General features: G+C 60.6%; 24 protein-coding genes. 16 read left to right on the top strand and 8 right to left on the bottom strand.

Annotation, left to right across the window (positions count from 1 at the left end; genetic code table 11):
* Positions 1-53: 53 nt before the first annotated feature.
* The 3 genes from PW792_12055 to PW792_12065 all read left to right on the top strand — a co-directional run bounded on the left by PW792_12055 (position 54) and on the right by PW792_12065 (position 2,736).
* A complete protein-coding gene (locus PW792_12055) occupies positions 54-1,295 on the top strand; it encodes a nucleoside transporter C-terminal domain-containing protein (GenBank protein MDE1162664.1) in 1,242 nt (413 codons plus the stop codon).
* Positions 1,296-1,372: 77 nt separating this feature from the next.
* A complete protein-coding gene (locus tag PW792_12060) occupies positions 1,373-1,723 on the top strand; it encodes a permease (protein ID MDE1162665.1) in 351 nt (116 codons plus the stop codon).
* An 86-nt stretch (positions 1,724-1,809) separates the two neighbouring features.
* Positions 1,810-2,736 carry a mechanosensitive ion channel gene (locus PW792_12065; GenBank protein MDE1162666.1) on the top strand — a complete coding sequence of 309 codons (927 nt, stop codon included), beginning with the start codon at positions 1,810-1,812 and terminating at the stop codon, positions 2,734-2,736.
* A gap of 56 nt (positions 2,737-2,792) precedes the next feature.
* Here the strand turns inward: PW792_12065 and PW792_12070 are convergent, their stop codons facing one another.
* On the bottom strand, positions 2,793-3,545 hold the full coding sequence (locus PW792_12070) for an SDR family NAD(P)-dependent oxidoreductase (GenBank protein MDE1162667.1): 753 nt from the start codon (positions 3,543-3,545) through the stop codon (positions 2,793-2,795).
* A 116-nt stretch (positions 3,546-3,661) separates the two neighbouring features.
* On the opposite strand from PW792_12070, the gene PW792_12075 reads away from it, so the two are divergent.
* The 4 genes from PW792_12075 to PW792_12090 all read left to right on the top strand — a co-directional run bounded on the left by PW792_12075 (position 3,662) and on the right by PW792_12090 (position 6,182).
* Positions 3,662-4,087, top strand: a complete 426-nt coding sequence (locus PW792_12075) for a helix-turn-helix domain-containing protein (GenBank protein MDE1162668.1) — start codon at positions 3,662-3,664, stop codon at positions 4,085-4,087.
* Positions 4,088-4,099: 12 nt separating this feature from the next.
* Entirely contained in the window at positions 4,100-4,975 is an 876-nt protein-coding gene (locus PW792_12080) for a purine-nucleoside phosphorylase (protein ID MDE1162669.1), read from the top strand.
* A gap of 85 nt (positions 4,976-5,060) precedes the next feature.
* Positions 5,061-5,705 (top strand): uridine kinase, encoded by a 645-nt coding sequence (gene udk, locus PW792_12085; protein MDE1162670.1) that lies wholly within the window; start codon positions 5,061-5,063, stop codon positions 5,703-5,705.
* Between the two features lie 9 nt (positions 5,706-5,714).
* Complete coding sequence (locus PW792_12090; GenBank protein ID MDE1162671.1) at positions 5,715-6,182, top strand: hypothetical protein; 468 nt, start codon at positions 5,715-5,717, stop codon at positions 6,180-6,182.
* 89 nt (positions 6,183-6,271) lie between these two features.
* On the opposite strand, the gene PW792_12095 is transcribed toward PW792_12090, so the two are convergent.
* From PW792_12095 to PW792_12110, 4 genes are all read right to left on the bottom strand, one after another.
* Positions 6,272-7,336: a deoxyhypusine synthase gene (locus PW792_12095; GenBank protein MDE1162672.1), complete on the bottom strand. Its 1,065-nt coding sequence runs from the start codon at positions 7,334-7,336 to the stop codon at positions 6,272-6,274.
* A 310-nt stretch (positions 7,337-7,646) separates the two neighbouring features.
* On the bottom strand, positions 7,647-7,832 hold the full coding sequence (locus PW792_12100) for a hypothetical protein (GenBank protein ID MDE1162673.1): 186 nt from the start codon (positions 7,830-7,832) through the stop codon (positions 7,647-7,649).
* Between the two features lie 29 nt (positions 7,833-7,861).
* On the bottom strand, positions 7,862-8,053 hold the full coding sequence (locus tag PW792_12105) for a helix-turn-helix transcriptional regulator (protein ID MDE1162674.1): 192 nt from the start codon (positions 8,051-8,053) through the stop codon (positions 7,862-7,864).
* Complete coding sequence (locus tag PW792_12110; protein ID MDE1162675.1) at positions 8,046-8,489, bottom strand: hypothetical protein; 444 nt, start codon at positions 8,487-8,489, stop codon at positions 8,046-8,048. The genes PW792_12105 and PW792_12110 overlap by 8 nt, the downstream gene beginning before the upstream one ends.
* 134 nt (positions 8,490-8,623) lie before the next feature.
* On the opposite strand from PW792_12110, the gene PW792_12115 reads away from it, so the two are divergent.
* The gene (locus PW792_12115) at positions 8,624-9,949 is read left to right on the top strand and encodes a nicotinate phosphoribosyltransferase (protein ID MDE1162676.1); all 1,326 of its coding nucleotides are present in this window, start codon (positions 8,624-8,626) and stop codon (positions 9,947-9,949) included.
* 227 nt (positions 9,950-10,176) lie between these two features.
* Positions 10,177-11,103: a nuclease gene (locus tag PW792_12120; protein MDE1162677.1), complete on the top strand. Its 927-nt coding sequence runs from the start codon at positions 10,177-10,179 to the stop codon at positions 11,101-11,103.
* A gap of 9 nt (positions 11,104-11,112) precedes the next feature.
* On the opposite strand, the gene PW792_12125 is transcribed toward PW792_12120, so the two are convergent.
* Positions 11,113-11,646, bottom strand: a complete 534-nt coding sequence (locus PW792_12125; protein ID MDE1162678.1) for a DUF2062 domain-containing protein — start codon at positions 11,644-11,646, stop codon at positions 11,113-11,115.
* Positions 11,647-11,862: 216 nt separating this feature from the next.
* Here PW792_12125 and PW792_12130 point away from each other — a divergent pair, with 216 nt between their 5' ends.
* From PW792_12130 to PW792_12145, 4 genes are all read left to right on the top strand, one after another.
* The gene (locus PW792_12130; protein MDE1162679.1) at positions 11,863-12,486 is read left to right on the top strand and encodes a lysophospholipid acyltransferase family protein; all 624 of its coding nucleotides are present in this window, start codon (positions 11,863-11,865) and stop codon (positions 12,484-12,486) included.
* A gap of 106 nt (positions 12,487-12,592) precedes the next feature.
* A complete protein-coding gene (locus tag PW792_12135) occupies positions 12,593-14,281 on the top strand; it encodes a response regulator (protein MDE1162680.1) in 1,689 nt (562 codons plus the stop codon).
* A 63-nt stretch (positions 14,282-14,344) separates the two neighbouring features.
* Positions 14,345-14,716, top strand: coding sequence for a response regulator (locus tag PW792_12140; protein ID MDE1162681.1), 372 nt, complete (start codon positions 14,345-14,347; stop codon positions 14,714-14,716).
* Positions 14,717-14,805: 89 nt separating this feature from the next.
* Positions 14,806-15,135 (top strand): Hpt domain-containing protein, encoded by a 330-nt coding sequence (locus PW792_12145; protein ID MDE1162682.1) that lies wholly within the window; start codon positions 14,806-14,808, stop codon positions 15,133-15,135.
* 9 nt (positions 15,136-15,144) lie between these two features.
* Here PW792_12145 and PW792_12150 read toward each other — a convergent pair whose 3' ends face one another.
* Positions 15,145-18,240: a DNRLRE domain-containing protein gene (locus tag PW792_12150; GenBank protein ID MDE1162683.1), complete on the bottom strand. Its 3,096-nt coding sequence runs from the start codon at positions 18,238-18,240 to the stop codon at positions 15,145-15,147.
* A 154-nt stretch (positions 18,241-18,394) separates the two neighbouring features.
* Here PW792_12150 and pgm point away from each other — a divergent pair, with 154 nt between their 5' ends.
* On the top strand, positions 18,395-20,056 hold the full coding sequence (gene pgm, locus PW792_12155) for a phosphoglucomutase (alpha-D-glucose-1,6-bisphosphate-dependent) (protein MDE1162684.1): 1,662 nt from the start codon (positions 18,395-18,397) through the stop codon (positions 20,054-20,056).
* A 220-nt stretch (positions 20,057-20,276) separates the two neighbouring features.
* On the top strand, positions 20,277-20,996 hold the full coding sequence (locus PW792_12160) for a hypothetical protein (GenBank protein MDE1162685.1): 720 nt from the start codon (positions 20,277-20,279) through the stop codon (positions 20,994-20,996).
* Between the two features lie 64 nt (positions 20,997-21,060).
* Here PW792_12160 and PW792_12165 read toward each other — a convergent pair whose 3' ends face one another.
* Positions 21,061-22,488, bottom strand: coding sequence for a GDSL-type esterase/lipase family protein (locus tag PW792_12165; protein MDE1162686.1), 1,428 nt, complete (start codon positions 22,486-22,488; stop codon positions 21,061-21,063).
* 372 nt (positions 22,489-22,860) lie between these two features.
* Between PW792_12165 and PW792_12170 the strand changes: the two genes are divergently transcribed.
* The gene (locus PW792_12170) at positions 22,861-23,004 is read left to right on the top strand and encodes a hypothetical protein (GenBank protein ID MDE1162687.1); all 144 of its coding nucleotides are present in this window, start codon (positions 22,861-22,863) and stop codon (positions 23,002-23,004) included.
* Positions 23,005-23,073 lie beyond the last annotated feature (69 nt).

Here is a 23,073-nt window from a genome sequence, read left to right on the forward strand (position 1 = left end):
AGTACACTACACAGCATTCATCCCCTTTTCCACGTCACGGACGGAGATCACCTTTGGCACGTTTCACCGGATTGCTTGGCCTCATTGTTTTTCTTGGCATCGCCTACGCGCTCTCAACGGACCGCAAAGCGATCCGCTGGCGCACCGTAGCCTGGGGTCTGGGCCTGCAAGTATTCTTCGCCTTCATCGTGCTGCGCGCCTCGTGGGGGCAACGCGTTCTGAAGACCGGTGCTGATGCTGTCGCCTCCTTGCTGGGGCATGCAGCCGACGGCTCCGCCATGGTCTTCGGCCACCTCGGCGACCCGCACTCCCCCCTGGCGGTCTTCGCCTTCGCCGTGCTGCCCACCATCATCTTCGTCTCCGCGCTCTTCGGTGCGCTTTATCACCTCGGCATCATGCAGCAGATCATTAAGGTCGTTGCCTGGGTGATGCAACGCACCATGGGCACCTCTGGTGCAGAGTCCACCAACGTTGCCGCGTCCATCTTCATGGGCCAGACCGAAGCCCCACTCACCATCCGCCCCTACCTCAACGACGCTACGCGTTCTGAGCTCATGACCATCATGACCTCTGGCATGGCGCACGTCTCCGGCGGCATCATGGCCGCGTATATCCTCTTCGGCATTCGCGCGCAGGACCTTCTCTCCGCCGTCATCATGACCGCACCCGGCACCATCCTCATCGCGAAGATGCTCGTGCCCGAAACCGAAGTGCCCCGCACGCTCGGCACCGTGCAGATGACCGAGAACGAAGAGCACAAGAATGAGAACCTCATCGGATCCATCGCACGCGGCACCATCGACGGCGGTCAACTCGCCTTCAACGTGGCGATCATGCTCATCAGCTTCCTAGCCATCGTCGGCCTTATCAACGCCATCATGCTCAGTACCTCGAACGCGCTGTGGATCCATCACATCCGCTTCCCGCACTCACTCGGCAACGCTCTCGGCGTGCTCTGCGCTCCAGTGGCGTGGCTCATCGGCATTCCATGGCATGACGCGCCGATCGTCGGCAACCTCATCGGCACGCGTGCTGTGCTCAATGAGTTCATCGCGTACAACCAACTCGGCGTTCTCGCAAAGTCTGGTGCGATCTCCACGCGCACACTGGCCATCACGACGTTTGCCCTCTGCGGCTTTGCAAACCTCGGTTCGGTGGGCATGCAGATCGGTGGCATCGGAGCCCTCATCCCGTCACGTCGCAACGACCTCGCAAAGCTGGGCCTCCGCGCCATGCTCGCAGGCACGATGGCGAACCTAATGTCCGCTGCGATCGTCAGCATGATGATGAAGTAGCCCAGTCCAAGCAAAAGAAACGCCCGCAGTGACCACCGTCACTGCGGGCGTTTCTACGTCAGCGCAGCATTGGAGTCATGAGAGCCGATGCCCATTCTCTCGGAGTGCATCCGTACTACACACACATCGCGGCGTTCTGCGACCTGCAGCAGCGATCTCTTACACGCGGCACTCTTACTGTTTTGACGGGTGTCGCCGTAGCTACCGTGCTTTCGCACTTCCCTGCCCTCCGGCCGAATCCATGGATTACCCTCCCAACGCTTGCCATCGCCTACGGCACTTGGGACACAGCACGCAACCTCCGCGTGCGCTGGGACATGCGACAGGCCGGAGTGGTGTTGTGCGTTTATATGGACATGATGGCTCTCTTCCTCGCGCTCTTCCTTCTTCTGTGGCCATTTATCGATCTCGGGGCAGGGTCTCTCTAACCACCGATGAACTCATACGACCAAGGACGCTCGAAATTTGTTATCCGCCAAACCACCGAAACGCTTGCTGCGGCGTCACACATCCTGTGAACTCAGCTCTCGCCTTTTCGATTTCAACGCCCGGTTGGCTGGAAAGCCTCAGTGACGGGCCCAGGCACGCTCTGCTCTTCAATCTCTTCAAGATTGGTGGCGTAAGCGTTACCCCTGTCTTCCTGATCAAGGCGTTCATCTTCCTCGTACTTCTGGTCGGGCTCTCTCATCTTGTGCAGCGCGTTGTGCTTGGTCGCCTGCTCAGGCGGATGCACATATCGGATGGCGCAAAGTTCGCGCTGGGCCGTTTTACCACCTACATCCTCTTCCTCGGTGGTCTCTTCATCGGGGTGCAATCGCTCGGCGTCAACCTTAGTTCGCTTGTCGTCTTCGGCGGTGCTGTGGGCGTCGGAGTTGGCCTCGGCTTGCAGAACGTCGTTTCCAACTTCGTCGCCGGACTCATTCTGCTCATCGAGCAGCCAATTCGTATGGGCGACCGCATCGAGACTGGCGACACGCTCGGCGATGTCGTGCGCATCGCCGCACGCTCTACTTGGGTTCGCACAAACGACAACGTCGTCATCATCGTCCCAAACTCCGAGTTCATCAATAACCCGGTCACAAACTGGACAGCGAACGATCCGAACGTGCGCATAAGCATCGACGTAGGTGTGGGCTACAACTCCTCACCCGAACGCGTGCGCATCATCCTGCTGCAAGCAGCACAATCCAACGAGAGCGTACTCGTTCATCCTCTCCCTGACGTCCTCTTCACCGGCTTCGGGGACAACAGCCTTAACTTCACGCTGCGCGTCTGGACCGCGAACGCGCATACGCCAACGATCCTTAAATCCGAGCTCTACTTCGACCTCTTCCGCCGCTTCACCGAAGCTGGCATCGAGCTCCCCTTCCCTCAGCGCGACCTGCACATACGCTCGTCAGATATCCCGCTGCCGTTCCCAGGCCCAGAGAGCAAAGAGTAGAGCAACGCAGAGGAGGCGCTCCTGGGAGCGCCTCCTCTGCGTTGCCTTGTTGTTCCTTAGTGTCCGGAAAACATGTCGTTAAACTGCTTCACGAACGCGTGCTCGTTCGGCCCTGCATTGTTGCGCAGCGGCAATACACGCTCCACCAGAATCTCATCGTGGCCTTCGTTTAACAGCTTCATCGTTTCAGCAATGTACTCATCCAGCGGCATCGCACGCGGATCAGCCTTTTGATGCTCTCCCATTAGTTCGGTCTGCACATACGGCGGCGCAATTTCAATCACCTTCACACTCGATCCCTGCAACAGATACCGCTGCGAGAGTGCATACGAATGGATCGCCGCCTTCGTCGCGTTGTAGGTAGCCGTCGGTGCCAGCGGAGTGAACGCAAGCCCTGAGGTAACGTACGCAATCGCCGCTGCAGGCTGAGCCTTTAAGTGCTCAATGAACGCCGACGTGATGCGGATCGGTCCCAGCAGATTGGTCGTCACGATCGACGTGACCTGCTTGTCATCGACAGGCTTGTCCACGCCGTCCATGCTCATGATGCCGGCGTTGTTAATCACCGTATTCAGCGACGGGAACTTCGCGATCAACTCCTTCGCAACAGAAGCAATGCTCTCAGGGCTTTCAACATCAAGCACGATCGAGTGCATGCCGGGGTTCGCCGCCGTCACCTCATCCAGCTTGTCCTTGCGACGGCCGGAGATGATTACCGTGTTGCCAGCCTTCTGCGAAGCCTCTGCCAGCGCGCGTCCAATGCCCGATCCGCCGCCTGTAATGAAAATCGTATTTCCTGTGTGCTTCATAACTTTGCTCCGTTCTGCATCGGCATTCCCCGGTGCTAGGATGAATCTAACGCCTACACTCTCTTTTGGGAAGTAGGCACTATTTTCTTTCATAGTTACCTAAAGGAGAGCGTCCATTGCCCGCCAACAAGGTCAAAGGTCACGCAGCCGTCTGCCCTATTACAAACCCGCGAGTTGAAGCCCTCGTTACAGAGATCATCGGCCGCGTCGCCGACAAGTGGACCATGCTCATGCTCGAAGCTCTCGAAGAGCACGGCACGCTCCGCTTCACCGAACTGCGCAAGCACGTCCCCGGCATCAGCCAGAAGATGCTGACGCAAACGCTGCGTCAGATGGAACGCGACGGCCTCGTGCTGCGCACCGTGCACCCCGTCATCCCGCCGCACGTCGACTATCAACTCACTGATCTCGGCGGCTGCCTCGGCGAAGCCTTCTGCGGTGTCTGGCAGTGGGCCGAAAAGAACTTCGCGCGCATCGAAAAGTGCCGCGTAGCCTTCGACAAACGTGCAGAGAAGGCGACGAAAGCCGCGCTAACGCGCTAGACTGTCTTCTCCATGAGCGATCAGAACCAGCAGCCACTCGACCAGTTCACGCGCGCCACACAAGCGCTTACGCACATCTTCCTCAAGACAGAAGTGAAGCCTGTCGTCGGCATCATCCTCGGCTCGGGCCTCGGCAACTTCGCCTCGCAGGTTGAGAACGCTGACGTCATTCCCTACGAAGAGATCCCCGGCTGGCCGCTCTCTACCGTCGAAGGCCACAGCGGCAAGCTTGTGCTTGGCACCATCGGCGGCGTGCCCGTCGCTGTGATGCAGGGTCGCGTCCACGCCTACGAAGGCTACGACATGAATGAGGTCGTCTTTCCCACGCGCGTGCTCGGCATGCTCGGCTGCAAGAGGCTCATCGTCACCAACGCTGCTGGCGGGATTAATACAAGCTACGGCGAAGGCGCTCTGGTCAACATCACCGACCACATCAACCTCACCGGCCGCAACGCCGCCATCGGCCCCAACGACAAGCGATTCGCCGTTGCCAACGGTTTCGGCCAACGCTTCTTCGACATGTCGAACGCCTACTCGCCACGCCTCAACGCGCTGGCCAAAGCAGAAGCGACAAAGCAAGGCATTGCGCTGCACGAAGGCGTCTACCTCGCGGTGCTCGGCCCCAGCTACGAAACGCCTGCAGAGATCCGCGCCTTCCGCACGCTTGGGGCCGACCTCGTCGGCATGAGCACGGTGCACGAAGTGATGATTGCGCGCCACATGGGCATCGAAGTCCTCGGCTTCTCGCTGGTTACGAACATGGCCGCAGGCGTGATGCCCGAGGCCAACATTAACCACGAAGAAGTGATGGAAATCGGCAAGCGTCTCGAACCGCAGTTCGCCTCACTCGTGAAGGCGCTCGTACCGCAGGTAGCTGCCGCGTCCTAACCCATCAATGCAGTGCGCCCACATCTTGGAGGTATGGGATGTGGGCGCACCGCGTTGTGGCGAATCAAGCGTTACACTAGCGTCAATGCCCACCGAACCGGAACAACTCACCTTCTTGACGAAGCCCATCATCATCGGCATCGCAGGCTGTTCGGGCTCCGGCAAAACAACCCTCGCGCGTGAGCTCTCCACCCAGCTTGACGCCGCACTCTTCCCCTTCGATTTCTACTATCGCGATCTGGCACACCTGCCGGTAGAAGAGCGTGCGCTCCAAAACTTCGACCATCCGAACTCTCTGGAACACGAGCTTCTCGTAGAACACGTTCGCGACCTCAGCGAAGGCAAGTCCGTGCAGCGTCCCGTCTACGACTTCAGCACGCACAGCCGCGTGCCCCAGGAGTACGACGAACTCGCACCTCGCCGCTACGTCATCGTCGAGGGTATCCTCGCGCTGCACTACGCCGATCTGCTGCCGCTCTACGACTTCAGCATCTACGTCGACGCGCCCAACGAGGTTTGCCTGAACCGCCGCATATACCGCGACATGCGTGAACGCGGCCGCACAGAAGAGTCCGTCCGCATACAGTTCGACGCCACGGCCAAGCCCATGGCCGAGCAGTACGTTATCCCCTCGCAAAGCTCCGCCAGCCTCACAGTCCAGGGCACTGAGAATCTTGACTGGTCGATCGAAGTGATCCTTCGCCAGCTCCACGAGCTTGGGCTCCCTTAGGCGTTCCTCATGCAGTCGATCCACATCTCGGGGCAGCTCGATGCACTGGTAATGGGTGTTCGCCGCGGTCAGCTTAAGAGGCTCTCTTCCGACTTCTATCGCTTTGGATCACGGTCTGTCACCCTGTGGCTCACATCGGGCGATGGTTTCCGGCTGACGTCACAGATGCATGATCTAGCAAACCGCACCGAAGCTGGAATACTCTGCATCGAGCAACTCGTGCAAGCTGATCCCAAGGAAACAAGCGTCGACCTGCCCTGGCAATTCAAAAAAGGTGGATCCGCGTCAAAGCTTATCGTTCGGGAAAGCGGCTGGCAGTTGGAGTCCGGCCTGCTCTTCGAAAGCCCTGACGGGGATGAGGTCAGCATTCTCCCCGCGGCGTTCCCCTCCTATCTGTGCGTGCAAGGGATCGAGACGCCGCCACAGGAAGTCACCTCAGAGTACCCACTGGCACGCTATACGCGCCTCTTGCTTTAATTCATCCGTGCAGCACTCTCACTTGAACAATGGCCAAAACAAACGGCGAGCCCAAAGGCTCGCCGTTTGTATATAGCATGAAGCAGAAACTACACAGCTACCGGCTGTTCCAGCTTCTCAGAGAACGCCTTGCCCGTACGACCAGCCTGCGCGTTCTTATGAAACGCATAGCCAGCGATCAGCGGGAACGCGATCGTTGCTTCTGCGAAGACCATCTGCTCATAAGTCAGATCGACCTTGCCCCACGAGCTGGCTTCCTTCAGGGTCGAACCCGAGAGAGCGCCATCGCGCGAATCAGCCACCGTGATCTGGATCGCGTACTTGTGCATCGAAGCCTCAACGCCCAGGATGTCCGCCGCAACGACGATGTCCTGTGCGAAGTTCTTGGGTACGCCACCGCCGATCATCAGCAGACCAGTCGTCGGGTTCGCGATCTTGATCTGCGTCAGTTCGTAGAAGTCCTTACCCGAGTCGATCGACACAACCGGCTTGCCGGCATTCGCATGCTGGTGAGCCACGATGCCAAAACCGAACGAGCAATCCGAGAACGCCGGGCAGAAGATCGGCACGTTCAGCTCATAGCAGGCGTACACGATCGAGTCAGCGTTGCCAGCCTCAGGCGTGCGGCCATTGTCCTTCAGGTACTTGCCCATCGCAGCGATCAGCTCACGCGACGAGTACGCACGCGGCTCGAGCGAGTTGATGATCTTCTCGGTCGTGTCGTCGCAGATACGAAGCTCTTCCTCATCGATGAACGTGTCGTAGATACGATCGATCATCATCTCGCGGAGTTCCGCATCGCCTGCGCCGTACTTGTACTCTTCGCCTGCAACGTAGTGCTTGTAGCCAAGAGCTTCGAAGAAGTCCTGGTCCACAATGTTCGCGCCCGTCGAAACGATTGCGTCGACCATGTGGTTGCGCACGAGGTCGATGATGACCTTCTGCAGACCGGCCGAGATCAGCGATCCGGCAAGGCACAGAACCACGCCGCACTCCGTGTCGCGAAGCATCATGTCGTAAATGTTGGCAGCGCGCGCGAGATCGCGCGACGAGTAAGCCATCGAAGCCATCGCATCCACCAGCGGCACGACGTTGTGCTCGGCAATGTTGATGTGCTTAATCGGGGTTGTCAGAAGTTCCTGTTTGGTCGCCATATCGTCGTCTAGTTTATCGCGATTTCAGTCAATGCTGACGCGGGATTCACGCAATTTTCACTCTGCGCAAATCTGCCGCCACAAGCGCCGCGCATCTCGACTTTGCGAGGGCAGTTTCCGGCCCTGACCGCCACTGGAAAACGCTTCGACACAAATTTAGCCTACGCACGCGCTACCGGCGCGCACAACAGAGCAATTCCAGCAAGCACGAACATTACCGAGATCACATACTGAATCAACTTCATCGCCATTCCTCACCTCGCAAGCATCTTTAAGCCGCGTTCGATCCAACCGCCGCACAGAACATCTGTCACGCGCAGCCTTCCGTACGTCGCACTCGAACCATCAGCACGATCAACCGGATCGCACACACCAACATCACCGCGGCCCACAGCCAGCCAGCCCGCGGATGACCTCGCAGCAACAAAGGTCCCGAGCCGCTCATCGCAGCCAAAGCACCCGCCTGTGCAGCCAAAAGCCTTCTCTGCCGACTCATCTTTCGCATCACGTCTCCTCCAGTAGTTATTAGTTGTCCGAAAAAATCGACTCGATCGACAGCCCAAAGAGCTTCGCAATACGAAACGCCAAGGGCAGCGAAGGATCGTACTTCCCTGTCTCGATCGCGTTCACGCTCTGCCGCGAAACCTCAAGCTTCGTAGCCAGGTCAGCCTGCGACCATCCCCGCTCCGCACGCAACGTGCGCAGACGGTTATTCATCGCTGTCCGCCCGGTTCCGCAGCTTCAACACGACCTGCGCACCCGCCATACTCAGCCAGAAAACGATGAACTCCGTAAACGGCGGCGGTGCGCTCATCGCGCCGTACGAACGCAGGAAATCGCTTACGGTCGACACCGCCAGCGTGATCCCCACAGCCCACACAATCGCCTGCACCACGAGCCAGCGCTTGAACTCGTCCTGCTCATCGCGCAGATACAGGCCCACCACCGCCAGCAGAGCGATGATCGGAATCGCAGGCAGCAGAGACACCGCCCACAACTTCGGCCCGGTGAAGTGGTGCGAGCGCACCAGCGCAGTCACCTGCCACACCGCACCCATGTAGCAAATCATGATTCCGATCGCTCGCCGCGAGTACTCCCGCGCAGCCTTGCTGCGCTCTTTGCAGATCAATCCACTCAACACTGAAGCCATCATTCCCCCTCAGGAGTGCCTCAATCGCCCACCTGGTGACAAGCAAACTTTACGTCAAGCTTCCTTGTCATGTCAAGCAAGCTTGTCTAGCATTTGTCGAAATTATTCTCCGCCTGTCGTACGCTCAAAGAACTGCTATGAACGTGAACTTCGCCGAGCGCGCCCACAACCACAACTTCAAGCTCGACCCCATCGTGCGTTCGCTGCTCGACACCGACTTCTACAAGCTGCTGATGCTGCAGTTCGTCTGGAAGAACTTTCCCCAGACACACGTCACCAGCGAGATCCACAACCGCACCACGCGTGTCCGCCTCGCCGACCGCATCTCGGCCTCCGCACTGCGCGATCAGATGGAGCACGTCCGCGGCCTGCGTTACCTGAAGTCCGAGCTTGTCTGGCTGGCGGGCAACACCTTCTACGGCACACGCCAGATCTTCGAGCCGGCCTTTCTCGACTGGCTTGAGCACAACCACCGCCTCTCCGACTACGAGATCCACGAACACGAAGGCCAACTCATCATCCGCTTCTCCGGCCTCTGGACAGAGGTAACGATGTGGGAGGTCTACTCCCTCGCCATCGTTAGCGAGATGAAGACCCGCGCCGCGCTCGCTGAACTCAACGAACTCGAACTCGACGTCCTCTACGCTCGCGCCAAGACGCGCCTCTGGGACAAGATCGAGCTGCTGCGCAAAGTCCCCGGCCTGCGCCTTTCTGACTTCGGCACACGCCGCCGCCACAGCTTTCTCTGGCAGGAGTACTGCGTTCAGGCCCTCGCCTCCGCGCTGAACTCTGACCCCGCAGATCCGCGCCTCACCGGCACCTCGAACACCGCGCTCGCATACAAACACAACCTCGAAGCCATTGGCACCAACGCGCATGAGCTGCCCATGGTGCTCGCCGCGCTGGCCTCACGCGGTACGGATGAAGAGCTTCGAGCCTCGCAGTATCGTGTGCTCGAACTCTGGCAGCGCAGCTACGGTGGCGAACTCCTCATCACGCTTCCCGACACCTTTGGCACGACGCAGTTCCTGCAAGGCGCACCACCGTTCGTGGCGAAGTGGACGGGCGAACGCGTCGACTCCAAAGACCCGTTCGTGGCGGGCGACGAGTACATCGAGTGGCTGCTGAAGCGCGGCGAAGACCCGCGTAAAAAACGCCTCATCGCAAGCGACGGTCTCGACGTCGATACGATCGTCGGCCTGTACGACTACTTCAACAAGCGCATTCGCTTCTCGGCTGGCTGGGGAACGCTGCTGACCAACGACTTCCGCGACTGCCACCCGCGTGGCGAAGACACGCTGGAACCGATCTCACTGGTCTGCAAGATCACCAGTGCGGACGGCACCCCCACCGTGAAACTTAGCGACAACCCCGCAAAAGCCACGGGCCCCGCTGAGATGATCGAACGCTACCGCCGCGTCTTCGGCTCGCCCGTGCTCGAAGAACTCCCTGTGGTGGTGTAGTGACGAGCGTGGCGTCGGACCGATCGCCGCCCCTGCAAGTACCAATCTTCTTCCCCATAAGAGAATCGCGATACAGCGCCCTCTTCATAGCCATTGGCACGAATCTCCTTACGACCTTTGGCACGCACGGCAGGCGAGTCATGCGTGGCGATCTGTAAGAACGCAGATCCCTTCGGCAATTGCAAGCCAGGAAGGCTTCGAAACAAAACTCGCCGTATACTCCCCCCATGCGCTTCCCCACCATCCCTCGCATAGCCTCCGCCGCAGCTCTCGTCACACTCTTCGCACTTCCTGCAGCAGCCTGGGGTCCTGACGGCCACGAGTGGATCAATCTCATCGCCGCGCAGAATCTTCCCTCAGACGTGCCCGCCTTCGTCCGCGACACCAACGGTCTCAACGTCATCGAATACATCGGCCCCGAGCCCGACCGCTGGCGCAACAAAGCAGAAGGCGAACTCAACGACACGCAGGCCGCCGACCACTTCATCCTCCTCCCGCTCGCGGACCGCGTCGGCCCACTGCCGAAGATGCGCTACGACTTCCTCCGCGAACTCAGCCAATTGCAAGCCGCGCATCCCAACGAAAAGCTCACCGCCGAAGCCGTCGGCATGAACCCCTGGCAGACTGAAGAAATCTGGCAGCGGCTCAAGGTTGACTTCCGCGAGTACCGCGCACTCAAGGCGGCGCACAAAAACACCGCTGGAGTCGAAGTCGCCATCCTTTTTGACGCTGGCTGGCTCGGTCACTACGTTGGTGACGGATCCCAGCCTATGCACAGCTCTCTGCAGTACGCCGGGTGGGTCGGCCCAAACCCCAACGGCTACACAACCAGCCACAAGATCCACTGGCAGTTCGAAAACGACTTCGTCATCGCCGCGGCAAACAAGCAGCAAGTCAGTAAGCTCGTAGCCCAGGCAAAGCCACAGCTTATCGGCGACGAGTGGACCCAGTACCTCGCCTACCTTCGCAGCAACAGTGCGAAGGCCGAGCAGATCTACAAGTTTGAGAAATCGGGTGCGCTGCAAGGCAAAGGAACAGCCGACTCTCGCGCCTTCGTCGATCAGTGCCTCGCCACCGGAGCCATCGAGCTGCGCAACATGATCTACACCGCCTGGGTGCGTTCCGCCGACCCCGTCGAAGGCTTCAAAGGCTAACCGCGCTCATTACGCCGGAGCATGCACGTGCTTCTGAGCGCGTCGCAACGTCGGCGTGATCGCGTAGGCCAACACGGGAACCACCACGCACATCGTCACGGCCCACACGATCAGGCCATGCCACTCCCACGTCCAAAGCGCCTTGGTCGTCTCCCATGGATGATGCTTTACTGCCTCCAGCAAAGCGTCCTTGCTCAGCGGCAGTCCCCTCGTGTGGAAGAGCATCGAACCCACCTTGATCCAAACAGGAAAAAGCAGCAGCTCCAGCGGATACACCGCGTGGTTTGAGATCTGCGACGCGACTACGTTCAGCCGAAACACCGCCGCCAGCGCCAGCGCCACCACGGTCGTTGAGCCAAGCAGCGGGTTCACGCCCACCGCAAAGCCTACAGCCAGCGACCACGCCAGCCGCTCAGGCGTGGCGCCGCCCTGCAACAAGCGCAGCAACGGACGAACGATCTTGTTTTGCACCACACGAAGCACGAGACTTGAGGATACCCTCTCTGCATCAAACACAGGACGTTCGCCGTTCACGACGAACATGAGCGATACACTGCTCGCACATCGCAAGTTCGCAAAAAGCGAGCGCAGCCAACGGAGTTCTGCTTGACCTTCTTCCGCCAGTTATTTCGTGCACCTCTCGTTGTTCTGATGTTTCTCATCTGTTTTGCCGAACTGCTGCTCAAGCGTCCGCGGACTCGTCCCGAGCGCGCAGCCTGGCTTTCGCGACTCTGCCAGCGCGTCCTGCGAGTCGCGCACATGTCTTATTCCGTAGAAGGCCCCGTGCCGATGTCTGGCGCCGTCATCACCAACCACCTCAACTACACCGACATCCTCGTCCATGCGGCGATACGGCCCTGCGTCTTCGTCTCCAAGATCGAACTGCGTAAAGTTCCAGTGCTCGGCTGGGTCAGCATGATGGCCGGCACGCAGTACGTTGAGCGCGGCGCAGGCGGCTCCGCAGAGAAGGCTGCACAAGGCATGGCGAAGGGTTTTCGCGACGGCCTGCCCATCGTCTTCTTCCCCGAAGGCACCACCGGCATCGGAGAACTCCCGCTGCTTCCCTTCCGTTCCGGACTGCTCGCACAGGCTCTCATGGCCGAGCAGCCGATTACCGCAGGCTTTCTGCACTATGAAATCAGCGAAGAAGACCTCGCCCGCGGCTGCTCCACCATGCACGATCTGCACTGGGGCAAACAGAGCCTGCTTGCTCACCTTTGGACGCAACTCAGCATCAAGTCAAGCCACTGCAACATACGTTTCGCGCAGGCCCCCATTGATTTTTCGCCCCAGGCTATCAAAGATCGGAAGCTAGCCGCAAAAGAAGCGCACCAGGCGGTACTCTCGCTTTCCGAGCCCATTCAACCCGCCTCAGGAAGCTGATCTGCACCGAAGTACTCATCCGCGCTGACACCTTTGTGTACTTTTCGATCTCGTCAACAAGTTGTATGTCGACTAGCATGGTCATATCCTCTTTCCGATCTGCTGAATGACCTTGTTGAACCTAGCTTCGATCGCCGTCCCAACCACCGCTGCTGCGGTACTCGCCGGTGCGTACATGCGCGAACGCGCCGCTCAGCGTCGCCTCCGACAGGAACTGGCGGACATGCAGCAGGAGCTCCTTCGCAACAAGGCCGCTCTCGCTGAGCAGAAGCAGCTCGACAGCATCAAGGATGAGTTCATCTCCAACGTCTCGCACGAGTTGCGGACGCCACTCACCTCCATCCGTGGCGCATTAGGCCTGCTCTCTGCCGGTGTGATGGGCGCGATGGACGCAAAAGCCAGCAACCTGCTGCGCATCGCCAGCAACAACACCGACCGCCTCGCACGCCTCATCAACGACATTCTCGATCTCGAACGCATGGACTCCGGCCGCGCAACGATGCAACTGCGCGCCTGCAGCCTCCGGGAACTCATCGCGCAATCCGTCGAAACCATGACGACGATGGCGAACGAAGCCGATGTCCGCGTGGACGTCGTCCCCGAACCCGGCGGCATGCCCACGGCGTTCGAAGGCGACCCCGACCGCATTCAGCAGGTGCTGGTCAACCTGCTCTCCAACGCCATCAAGTTTTCCCCGCGCGGCTCCTCCATCCTCATCACCTCCAGCTTCGACAACGATTCCCTCAACTTCCGCGTCGAAGACGCCGGACGCGGCGTTCCTGTCGACAAACTTGAGAGCATCTTCGGCCGCTTCAACCAGGTCGAGACCTCTGACGCCCGCCAGAAGGGCGGCACCGGCCTGGGCCTGGCCATCTGCCGCACCATCCTCGCGCAGCACAACGGCTCCATCGTCGCCCGCCGCAACGACCAGGAGAACGAAGGCCGCATCGGCACAACGTTCCTCGTTCAACTGCCAAGGTCTGCCGCCGCAGAGGCCGCAATGGAACCCCACGCCAACGCTGCCATCGGGCCCGTTTTGGTCTGCGACGATGACAGCGAACTGCGCCACATGGTTGCAGAGCAGCTACGTCGACATGGGTTTGTCGCCATCGAAAGCTCCGGCGGAGAACAGACACTGGAAATTGCCGCCAGAGAACCGGTGGAAGCCATCCTGCTCGACCTTTCCATGACCGGCGTCTCAGGCTGGGAAACGATTGAACGCCTGAAGAGCGATGAGCGAACCGCAAAGATTCCGGTCGTCGTCCTAAGCGTGCTGGAGCAACGCGAAAAAAATGATGCAGGAACCCCTTCGAAGGCCGATGGCTGGGTGCAAAAACCCTTTGGCGAAAAGCGGCTGTTAGCCGAACTCGGACGCGTACTTCATCCCGGCTCCGACCCCAGCCGTGTTCTATTGGTCGAAGACGATACAGACCTTGCCGCCATCGTGATCTCCAGCTTCGAGCAGGACACCGAGGCAGACTCCATGCGTGTCCTTCATGCTCGCTCTCTGGCAGATGCGCAATCGGCCTGCCGTGCCATGCCGCCCGATCTCATCATCCTCGACCTGAAGCTCTCCGACGGCAGCGGCTTTGCCCTGGTGGACTGGCTGCGCGGCCAACGCGATCTTCGCGCCCTGCCGCTGATCGTTTACTCCGGCCTCGACGTCTCGGCGGAAGAGAAGATACAGCTTCGTCTCGGCCCCACAGAGTTTCTGGATAAAGCTCGAGTCTCACCCCAGGAAGTCGAGCAGCTGGTCCTTGCCATGATGCGGCATTTGCGAACCGCTGCAGCTTAGTCTTCGCGCTCTTCGCTTCGTCGTCATACAATTCAACTCGCGCAACACTTTCTGAGCCTATCTATGCGACACATCCTCATCATCGACGACGAAGACGACATCCGCGAGGTCGCGGCGCTTTCGCTGGAGTCCGTGACAGGCTGGCAGGTCTCCACCGCAAGCTCAGGAGCAGAAGGCATACGCAAGGCCATCGAACTCAAGCCGGACGCCGTTCTCATGGACGTGATGATGCCCTCCATGGACGGTCCGACCACCTTCAAAGAGATGCAGAAGGTTCCCGCGCTCGTAGGCCTTCCCGTCGTGCTGCTGACAGCCAAGGTGCAAGGCGTTGACCAGCGCCGCTTCGCTGGCCTGGGTGTAGCCTCTGTGCTCTTCAAGCCGTTCGATCCGCTGACACTCGGCGACCAGATCGCAGCCGCTCTCGGCTGGCAGTAAGCCAACATCACCCAAGCGATTTCCGCCCATGTCAAATAAATTTGATTTGAGCCAAACAAAAGAAGTGCGTACAGTCGTCCTAACTTATCGTGAGCGAAAATCCTGTTACCAATGCGGCTGAGCAATCTGCTGCGCTTCTGGCCATGCTGTGGGAGCGTGGGCTGCCCCGTCTGCATGAACGCCTTGAAGAGCTTGCTGCCGTCATTGCGTTGCGTCGCTCCGGCAGCTTCGACGCGCGCGAGCAGGAGCACGCAGCCGCCACCGCACACAAGCTCGCCGGTTCGCTCGGAATGTTCGGCTACCCCGCCGGGACAGACGCCGCTCGAGAGCTGGAACATGAGCTGGAAGCCGGTGAAGAAGCAGACCTCGCCATCCTCGAAGAACAGTACGCCGCGCTGCGCAAAGCGCTCCCTCTCTGAAGCTTCACCTCACTGACACGCCAGTGCCGTCCACACACCCGCCACGGTGGACGAGGCTCCGTCGATCCGAAGGTCAATGAAGTTCCCCGCAGGGATCGTCACCGACCCCGACGCCGGGCAACTGCCGCTCGTCGAAGGGGTGCAGGAGAGCGCCGTGTCCGCCATACTCGTCGCGGAGCCGCCGCTGCGCAGCGTCACCGTAATCGCTCCCGTCTGCAGCGAGCTCACATACAGCTTCGTCGCCGTGCAGCCTAGCGGCACCCACGTCAGCACCGCTCCAGACGTCTCCGTCAGCGCTGCGTTGGTCATGTTCACCGAGTAGTACAGCGTCGCGTAGTTCACCGCGTGATACACCGCGGCAAAACTCCCGCTCGACGTCGACCCACCACCGACAGCGCTGCTCCCCGCGGCCCCTTGTGGGATGCCAAACTCCAGCACCACCGCCTGCGCCGTGCCCGAGTTCGTCACCGTAGCGACCGAGCCAGCAGGCAAGGTCGTCGTCGTGTGTACGGTCACCGTAGCAGCCGCTCCCGCTGCCCCAGTTGGCCCCGCGCCGCCAGCCTGGGCCAGTACCGTCCAGCTCTGCGGCGAAGCGTCCGGCTGCTGATTGCTGTTCGCCGTAAGCGCCAGCCACGTCGAACCGCTCCACGTCACCGCATCGTTCGTCGAGTAGTACGTCAGCGCATTCCAGCCCGAGCGAAAGTTCATCCCCGCCGCCCCCGTAGGCCCTGCTGGCCCCGTAGCTCCCTGCACGCCGCTCAACCCTGTAGGCCCAATCATCCCCTGAACGCCCTGCGTACCAGTCGCCCCCTGCAAGCCCTGCGGCCCAACCAGTCCCTGAGCACCTGTCGGCCCGGCAGCCCCAGCGGCTCCAGTCGCGCCGGGAGACGAGAACATCGACCAGAACGTAGGCGAAGCATCCGGTGCGTTCCCATGATTGCCTGCCACAAGCGAAACATACCCTGCCCCCTGCCACAGCACGCCATCGCCCAACGCATAGTTGCCCGCCGACTCATAGGCTCCGCGAAACGACATGCCAACGCTGCCAGCCGCACCCGCAACACCAGTGGCACCCGTAGCTCCAGTCGGCCCGGCAACCCCCTGCACTCCCTGAGCACCCGCCTGTCCAGCCACTCCTTGAGTCCCCGTCGCTCCCTGGCTCCCCTGCGCTCCCGCAGCACCCTGCAACCCCTGAGCTCCTGCCGGGCCCTGTGGTCCGGTTGGCCCCTGTACGCCTTGAACGCCCTGCGGCCCGGCAACACCTTGTACTCCCTGCAAGCCTGTCGAGCCTGTGCCTCCGGCTACGCCCTGCGGCCCAACGCCACCGATCGCCGCCAGCACTCCCCACATCGAGGGCGAAGCATCCGGCGTGTTGCCGTGGTTGTTCTCCACCAGCGACGCATAGCTGCTGCCGCTCCACAACACCACATCACCCAGCGCATAGTTCGTCCCGGAGGCATAGCTTCCGCGATACACCAGACCGGCAGCTCCCGTGGCTCCGGTCGAACCAGTGGCACCAGTCGCTCCTGCCGCACCCGGCGCTCCGCTCAGCCCTGCGGACCCCGTAGCCCCGGTTGGGCCAGCCACTCCGGCCACACCGTTCTGCCCCGCCGCTGCAAAGAGCGCCCACATCTGCGGCGAGCTGTCAGGCGTATTGCCGTGGTTGTTGTCCGTCAGAGAAACCCACCCAGCCCCCTGCCACAGCACACCACTTCCCACGGCATAGTTCTTCGTCGAGTCATACACGCCTGCAAAGCTCATTCCCACCGGCCCAGCCGCCCCTGTAGCGCCCACCACTCCCTGCGGCCCCGTTGGTCCAGCCACTCCGGCAATCCCCTGCGCGCCTGCCTGCCCTGCGACTCCCTGCAAGCCCTGATCGCCCTTCTCACCCGCTGGCCCAACCGGCCCCAACGCACCCGTGGAGCCCGTCAGACCTGTCGGGCCCTGCAAACCGGTCGCACCCATCGGCCCAACGCTGGCCATCACCGCCCACATCGTCGGACTCAGGCTCGGGGTATTGCCGTGGTTCCCTGCAATCAAAGAAACATAGCTGGACCCAGCCCACAGCACCACATCGCCCAGAGCGTAATTCGTCGTGGAAGCATACGCTCCCTGATACACAAACCCTGCCGCGCCAGTCGGGCCGACAGAGCCTGTGGCACCGACAGCTCCCGTCAATCCTGCTGGCCCTTGCAAACCCATGACACCAGTAGCACCGGTGGCTCCGACAGAGCCATTCGCTCCAGCCAATCCCGCAGGCCCTTGAGGCCCCGTAACGCCAGCGGCGCCAGTACTCCCCGTAGCCCCTTGAACACCCGTAGCCCCGGTAGCTCCTTTCGCCCCCGCTGAACCAGTAGCGCCAACCGCTCCAGCAGGACCCTGAACGCCTTGAACGCCCTGAGGTCCGGTCGCGCCCTGAGGCCCCTGCAACCCCTGCGCTCCGGTTACTCCGGTCGCACCTGTTGCGCCCACAGCACCCGCTGCGGTCGCACTCGCCAAAGCAATCTCCAGCGCCGGAGCATGGGCCGTCTGGTCGTTCTCCTTCGAATCGAACTGCACCACGGCATTCGCTGCCGAAAGCGCAAAACCATTGTTCGACGCGCCGCCCGAAAGCCAGGCCTGCACCGCAGCCGTCACATCGAAGGTCACAAAGCTGCCCTCTGCCACAGTCGCCGAACCCAGCACAGCGCCAGACGCAGGCATCGACGCATACGTAACGCCGGATTCGATCCATCCGCCGCCAACCATCGCTAGCGAGACCAGTCCCGGCGTATCCGCACGATTGCAGTAGAGCCTCAGCGTCGCCCGGCTGACCTGCTGGGCCGTCGTCCCGCTCGGCAGCGTGCTCAGGTCAAACTGCACCAGCGCCGTATACCCGCCACCAACGTTCAGATTGGATAACGAACCAGAGTTCACCGCAGGCCGCGCGCTCGAGACATGCGCATCCGCCAGCAACGTCGCCTGCTGCGCCGTCGCCCAGACTGGCATCACCGCCAGCAGCATCCCAGCCGCGCAGAAACGCAGCGTCTTCTTCAGGCGCAACCCTGCGCCATCCGCCAATATCCATCCATCTCGCTGCAACGATCCCTGCTCAACTGTGCACATTGCCGCACCGGAAACGTCTCCGGCAAACGGCCCACAAAAGGAATGATGCCTCCCGTTTTAGCAGACTCTTCCCAAAACGCAACCCCAAACCCTTCCCATCGATCTCATCACCATGGATTTCACACCTAACAAGCACCCCGAGTATGCTGGCGGCATGTCCGTGAATACGAATCCCGATGCTCAGCTCAATACTCCCGGCCACCACGCTTCCCCTGACAAGCTGGTCAACCTGCCGCGCCTGCTCACGGCGTTCTATGCGAACCACCCGGACCCCGAAAATCCTGCCGAGAAAGTCAGCTTCGGCACCAGCGGCCACCGCGGCTCGTCGCTGAACACCAGCTTCAACTACGCGCACATCCTCGCCATCACCCAGGCCATCGTCGAGTACCGCACCCAGCAGAAGACAACCGGCCCGCTCTTCCTCGCGCAGGACACCCACGCCCTCTCCGAGCCCGCCTTCATCTCCGCGCTCGAAGTCCTCGGCGCCAACGACGTCCCCGTCTTTTACGACAAGGACATGGGCTACACGCCCACACCTGCGCTCTCGCACGCCATCCTCACCTATAACGCAGGGCGCAAAGACGGACTCGCCGACGGCATCGTTATCACGCCCTCGCACAACCCGCCCGAAGACGGTGGCTTCAAGTACAACCCGCCCAACGGCGGCCCCGCCGACACCACGGCCACCAAGTGGATTCAGGACCGCGCGAACGAGCTGATCGCCAATCGCCTGCAGGGTGTCAAGCGCCTGAACGTCGGCAAGGTGATGGCGCTCGACACCACCAAAGAGTTCGACTACATCAGCAACTACGTCAACGATCTCGGCAACATCATCAACTTCGACATTCTCAACGGCACCGCCCTCAAGCTCGCCGTCGATCCCCTCGGAGGCGCTGGCGTAGCCTACTGGCCGCGCATCGCCGAGCAGTACAAGCTGCCGCTCGAAGTGTTGAACCCCTACGTCGATCCCACCTTCCGCTTCATGACCCTCGACTGGGACGGCAAGATCCGCATGGACTGCTCCTCGCCCAACGCCATGGCCTCCATGATTCAGAACAAGGACAAGTTCGACGTCGCCTGGGCCTGCGACACCGACCACGACCGCCACGGCATCGTCTGCAAATCCGCTGGCCTGCTCAACCCGAACCACTACCTTGCCGTCGCAATCCAGTACCTCTTCACGCATCGACCGGAGTGGAGCGAGAAGGTCGGCATCGGCAAGACACTCGTCTCCTCCTCGATGATCGACCGCGTCGCCAACGGCCTCAACCGCCCCATGCTCGAAGTCCCCGTCGGCTTCAAGTGGTTCGTCGACGGCCTCATCGGCGGCACGCTCGGCTTCGTTGGCGAAGAGTCCGCCGGAGCCAGCTTCCTGCGCCGCAACGGCACCGTCTGGACCACCGACAAGGACGGCCTCATCATGGGTCTGCTCTCTGCCGAAATGACCGCCCGCACCGGCAAAGACCCCGGCCAGCTCTACGGCGAACTCACCGCAAAGTACGGCTCGCCCGTCTACCAGCGCGTCGACGCCGCGGCCACCAAGGAAGAGAAGGCCAAGCTCGGCAAGCTCTCGCCTTCAGCCGTCACCGCAAAGACTCTCGCCGGCGAGCCCATCACGCAGATCCTTACCGAAGCCCCCGGCAACCACGCTGCTATCGGCGGCCTGAAGGTCGCCACCGAAAACGGCTGGTTCGCCGCCCGTCCTTCTGGCACCGAAGACGTCTACAAGATCTACGCCGAAAGCTTCAGCGGCGAAGACCACTTGAAGCAGATTCAGGAAGAGGCCCGCAGCGTGGTAAAGGCTGCGCTCGCATAGGTCGACGAGTTAGCCGTTTCAGCTACGTTGTTCTTCAAGAAGAGGTCCCTGCTCACAGTGGGGACCTCTTCTTTTGCGCACCCATAAAGGCAGCCAGAGCAAGCTGCTCGCACCACAGACTATCGAAAGATAGTCCGCTAATCATTGCAAAGTCAGCAACCACGGGAATAGCATCGGCTGCCAAATACCGGGCCTTACTTTTTCCGAGGAACACGTTTCCATGAAGCTCAAATTCTTATCCCCCGCCGCACTGTTGGCGCTGGTCTTCGTCGCTTTCTCAGCACACGCTGACAAGAACTCGAACCAGGCAAACTTCGAAACCTTTCAAGGCAGTAAGAAGACCGCAGACTCCACCTACGTTCTCGACAAAAACAAGAACGGTATCAAGGTACGCTCCAACGTCACCTACCTCTCCGCCACACAGGGCGCGAGCAGCAACTCCTACAAAGTCGGTACCGATGGCATCATCGACGACGCCTCCATCAGAACGTCTGCTGACAAGACGCTCATGATGTTCACACCCAACAAAGCCAACGACGAACTCTCCATCGATCTGCTGCAGGACGGCAAAGCGATCGGTGGACACAAAGTCGCCATGAAGGCCCCTACCGACTTCATCATCGCCTTCCACGACGACCCCAGCGCCTTTCAGGTGCTCGTAGACTCGCTCAACGCGCACCCCCATGCCGACGGAATCTACATGCTGATGGTTCCACCCAAGGGAACAAAAGCTGGTCGCTTCGAGCCGTACATGATGAAAGACAAAGCCGAGGCCAAGGGCAAGTTCAACGGCGAAGAAATCACCCTCACGGAGTACACCCTGCGCTTCAACTCAGGCCTCAGCCACATCTACACAGACAAAGACGGCAACCTGATGCAGGCCGAAATCAAACCGCTCAACATCCGCCACACCCGCAAGAACTTCGAGCTTGTGAAGTGAGGCTGCAAGCAAACAAAAAGCCCGCTGCTCACAAGGCAGCGGGCTTTTTTCATTCACCAAACGCTTACGGCAACTGCGCCAGATCAGGCTTCAACTGCGGCTCCAGCTTCAGGAACTCTTCTTCGACGATCTTGCCGAAGACAGCCTGCCCATACGGGTTCAGATGTGTGCGATCGAGCTTCGGCTTTGCCTTGCCAGCGTTCTCGGCCTTCTCGTCCGGATGGCCCACAGCATTGAACGTGTCCGCATCCTCCTGCGTCCCCTTCGCCAGCAACGCCTCGGAAGCCGTCAGCAGATCGAGATACGGCACGCCCTCTTCCGCCGCCACAGCCTTCGACGCATCGCCATACAAACGCAGATCGGCGTTCGAAGGCTTGCCGTCCTTGAACGTGCGCCGCGCCAGCGGCGAAAGCAGCACCGGCACCCCGCCCTGTGCCTTTACCTCGCGCACCATGCGGCGCATATTCTCGGCAAACGTCGTCTGCGGGTCCGTGTGACGATCCGGCTTGGGCTTCTCATCGTTATGCCCGAACTGGATCAGGTAGTAGCTTCCTTTGGCCGCAACAGCTTTCGCCCACGCTCCTTCGTCGATAAAGCTCTTCGAGCTGCGCCCGTTCAGCGCAAGGTCGGTGCACTTCACCTGCACCACAAAGCGTGCGCAGAACCCTGGGCCCCACCCCCCTCCCGGAGCTGTCGTGGAATCGCCCACCAGCACGATGCTCGTGCCCTTCACCTGCTCCAGCGTCACCGGCGAACCCGCCGGAACACTCACAGCCTTCGGCTTCACATACGCAGCCAGCGCAGGCACAGCCTTCGCCATATCCGTCGCCACGATGCGTCCCATCACATACGATCCCGCAACGTTCCAGTGCGTCTTGTCCGGCATTGTCTTGCCGTCCTGAACCTTCGTGCGGCCCCACATCGCCTGCGCCTTCGGCCCGGTCTTCTCCAGCAGCGCTTCGCTGTCCGCGTGCAGATCAATCAACGGCACATGCATCTCTGCCGCAATCGTCTTCACCGCAGCGACGTGCGCATCCAGATCATCGTGAATCTTGCCGTCCGGCTGAAAGTACTCACGCGCAATGCTCGTCACCAACACAGGCTCAATGCCCGCCGCACGAGCTTCCGTAACGAACGCACGCATGTTCGCAATGTACTCATCAAGCGTTGTATTGCGCGGCATCGGCTTCTTCGGGTCCGTCACATCGTTGTGCCCAAGCTGCAGCAGCAGATAGTCGGGATGCGCCGCCAGCGCCCGGGCCCAGTACCCATCCGCACGATACGTCTTCGAACTCACCCCGCCCTTTGCCAGGTCCAGGCAATCAACGGCTGCAATCACGTTCGCGCAAAAACCCTCCGACCAGCCTGCATCGCGCGTCACGGTCGAATCCCCCGCCAGCACAATCCGTACCGGCTTCTGCGCCACAGCCGTTAAAGCCGAAACGCCCGCCGCCAACACCGCCAATCCAGCCGTCCACTGCAAAAACTTCATCGCCAAGCTCCTTGACCAGCCAGTCTAAGCGTCCACGCTGACCGCTGACCATTCCTGTCATGCAAATTTTCCTGCTACTTTTCGAAACCCCGCGCCTTGACACCGCATCTCATCGCCAGTAGGGTTAATAACTGAATGAAGCAGAATTACACCATCGTCGTGACCGCCTGTTGCATGTGTTGTTGCATGCCGCGCTGTTGCGCCGGTGTTTGTCTGCTCTAAGCGACGTCTCCTACCTCGATCGCTTACTTCCAGGCTCCCAAGCACCCACGCAATGGCTCCCCGCCAGCGTGGGTTTCGTATTTACGGGCAGAAACCTGGACTCTTCACTACACAAGCTCAAGGCAGTACCGGTTTTCGGAGTCGCATCACATGTCACCTCGCATCCAGCCAAGCAAAGTAATCGCCCACGCACAGGCCCGCCTCGGTTTTAACGCCGACGCCGCCGCCATCGCGCTCGCGCTCGCACTTGCCGCTCTCATTCGCCTCAATGTGATTCACCACATCGGCTGGTAACTGGAGCCGACGCTACTTACCGTGACCACCTCTTCGCCAAAATCTGCCGCCGACGCTGGCAGTCCAACA

It is taken from the genome of Acidobacteriaceae bacterium (genome assembly GCA_028283655.1).
Lineage (GTDB): Bacteria > Acidobacteriota > Terriglobia > Terriglobales > Acidobacteriaceae > Granulicella.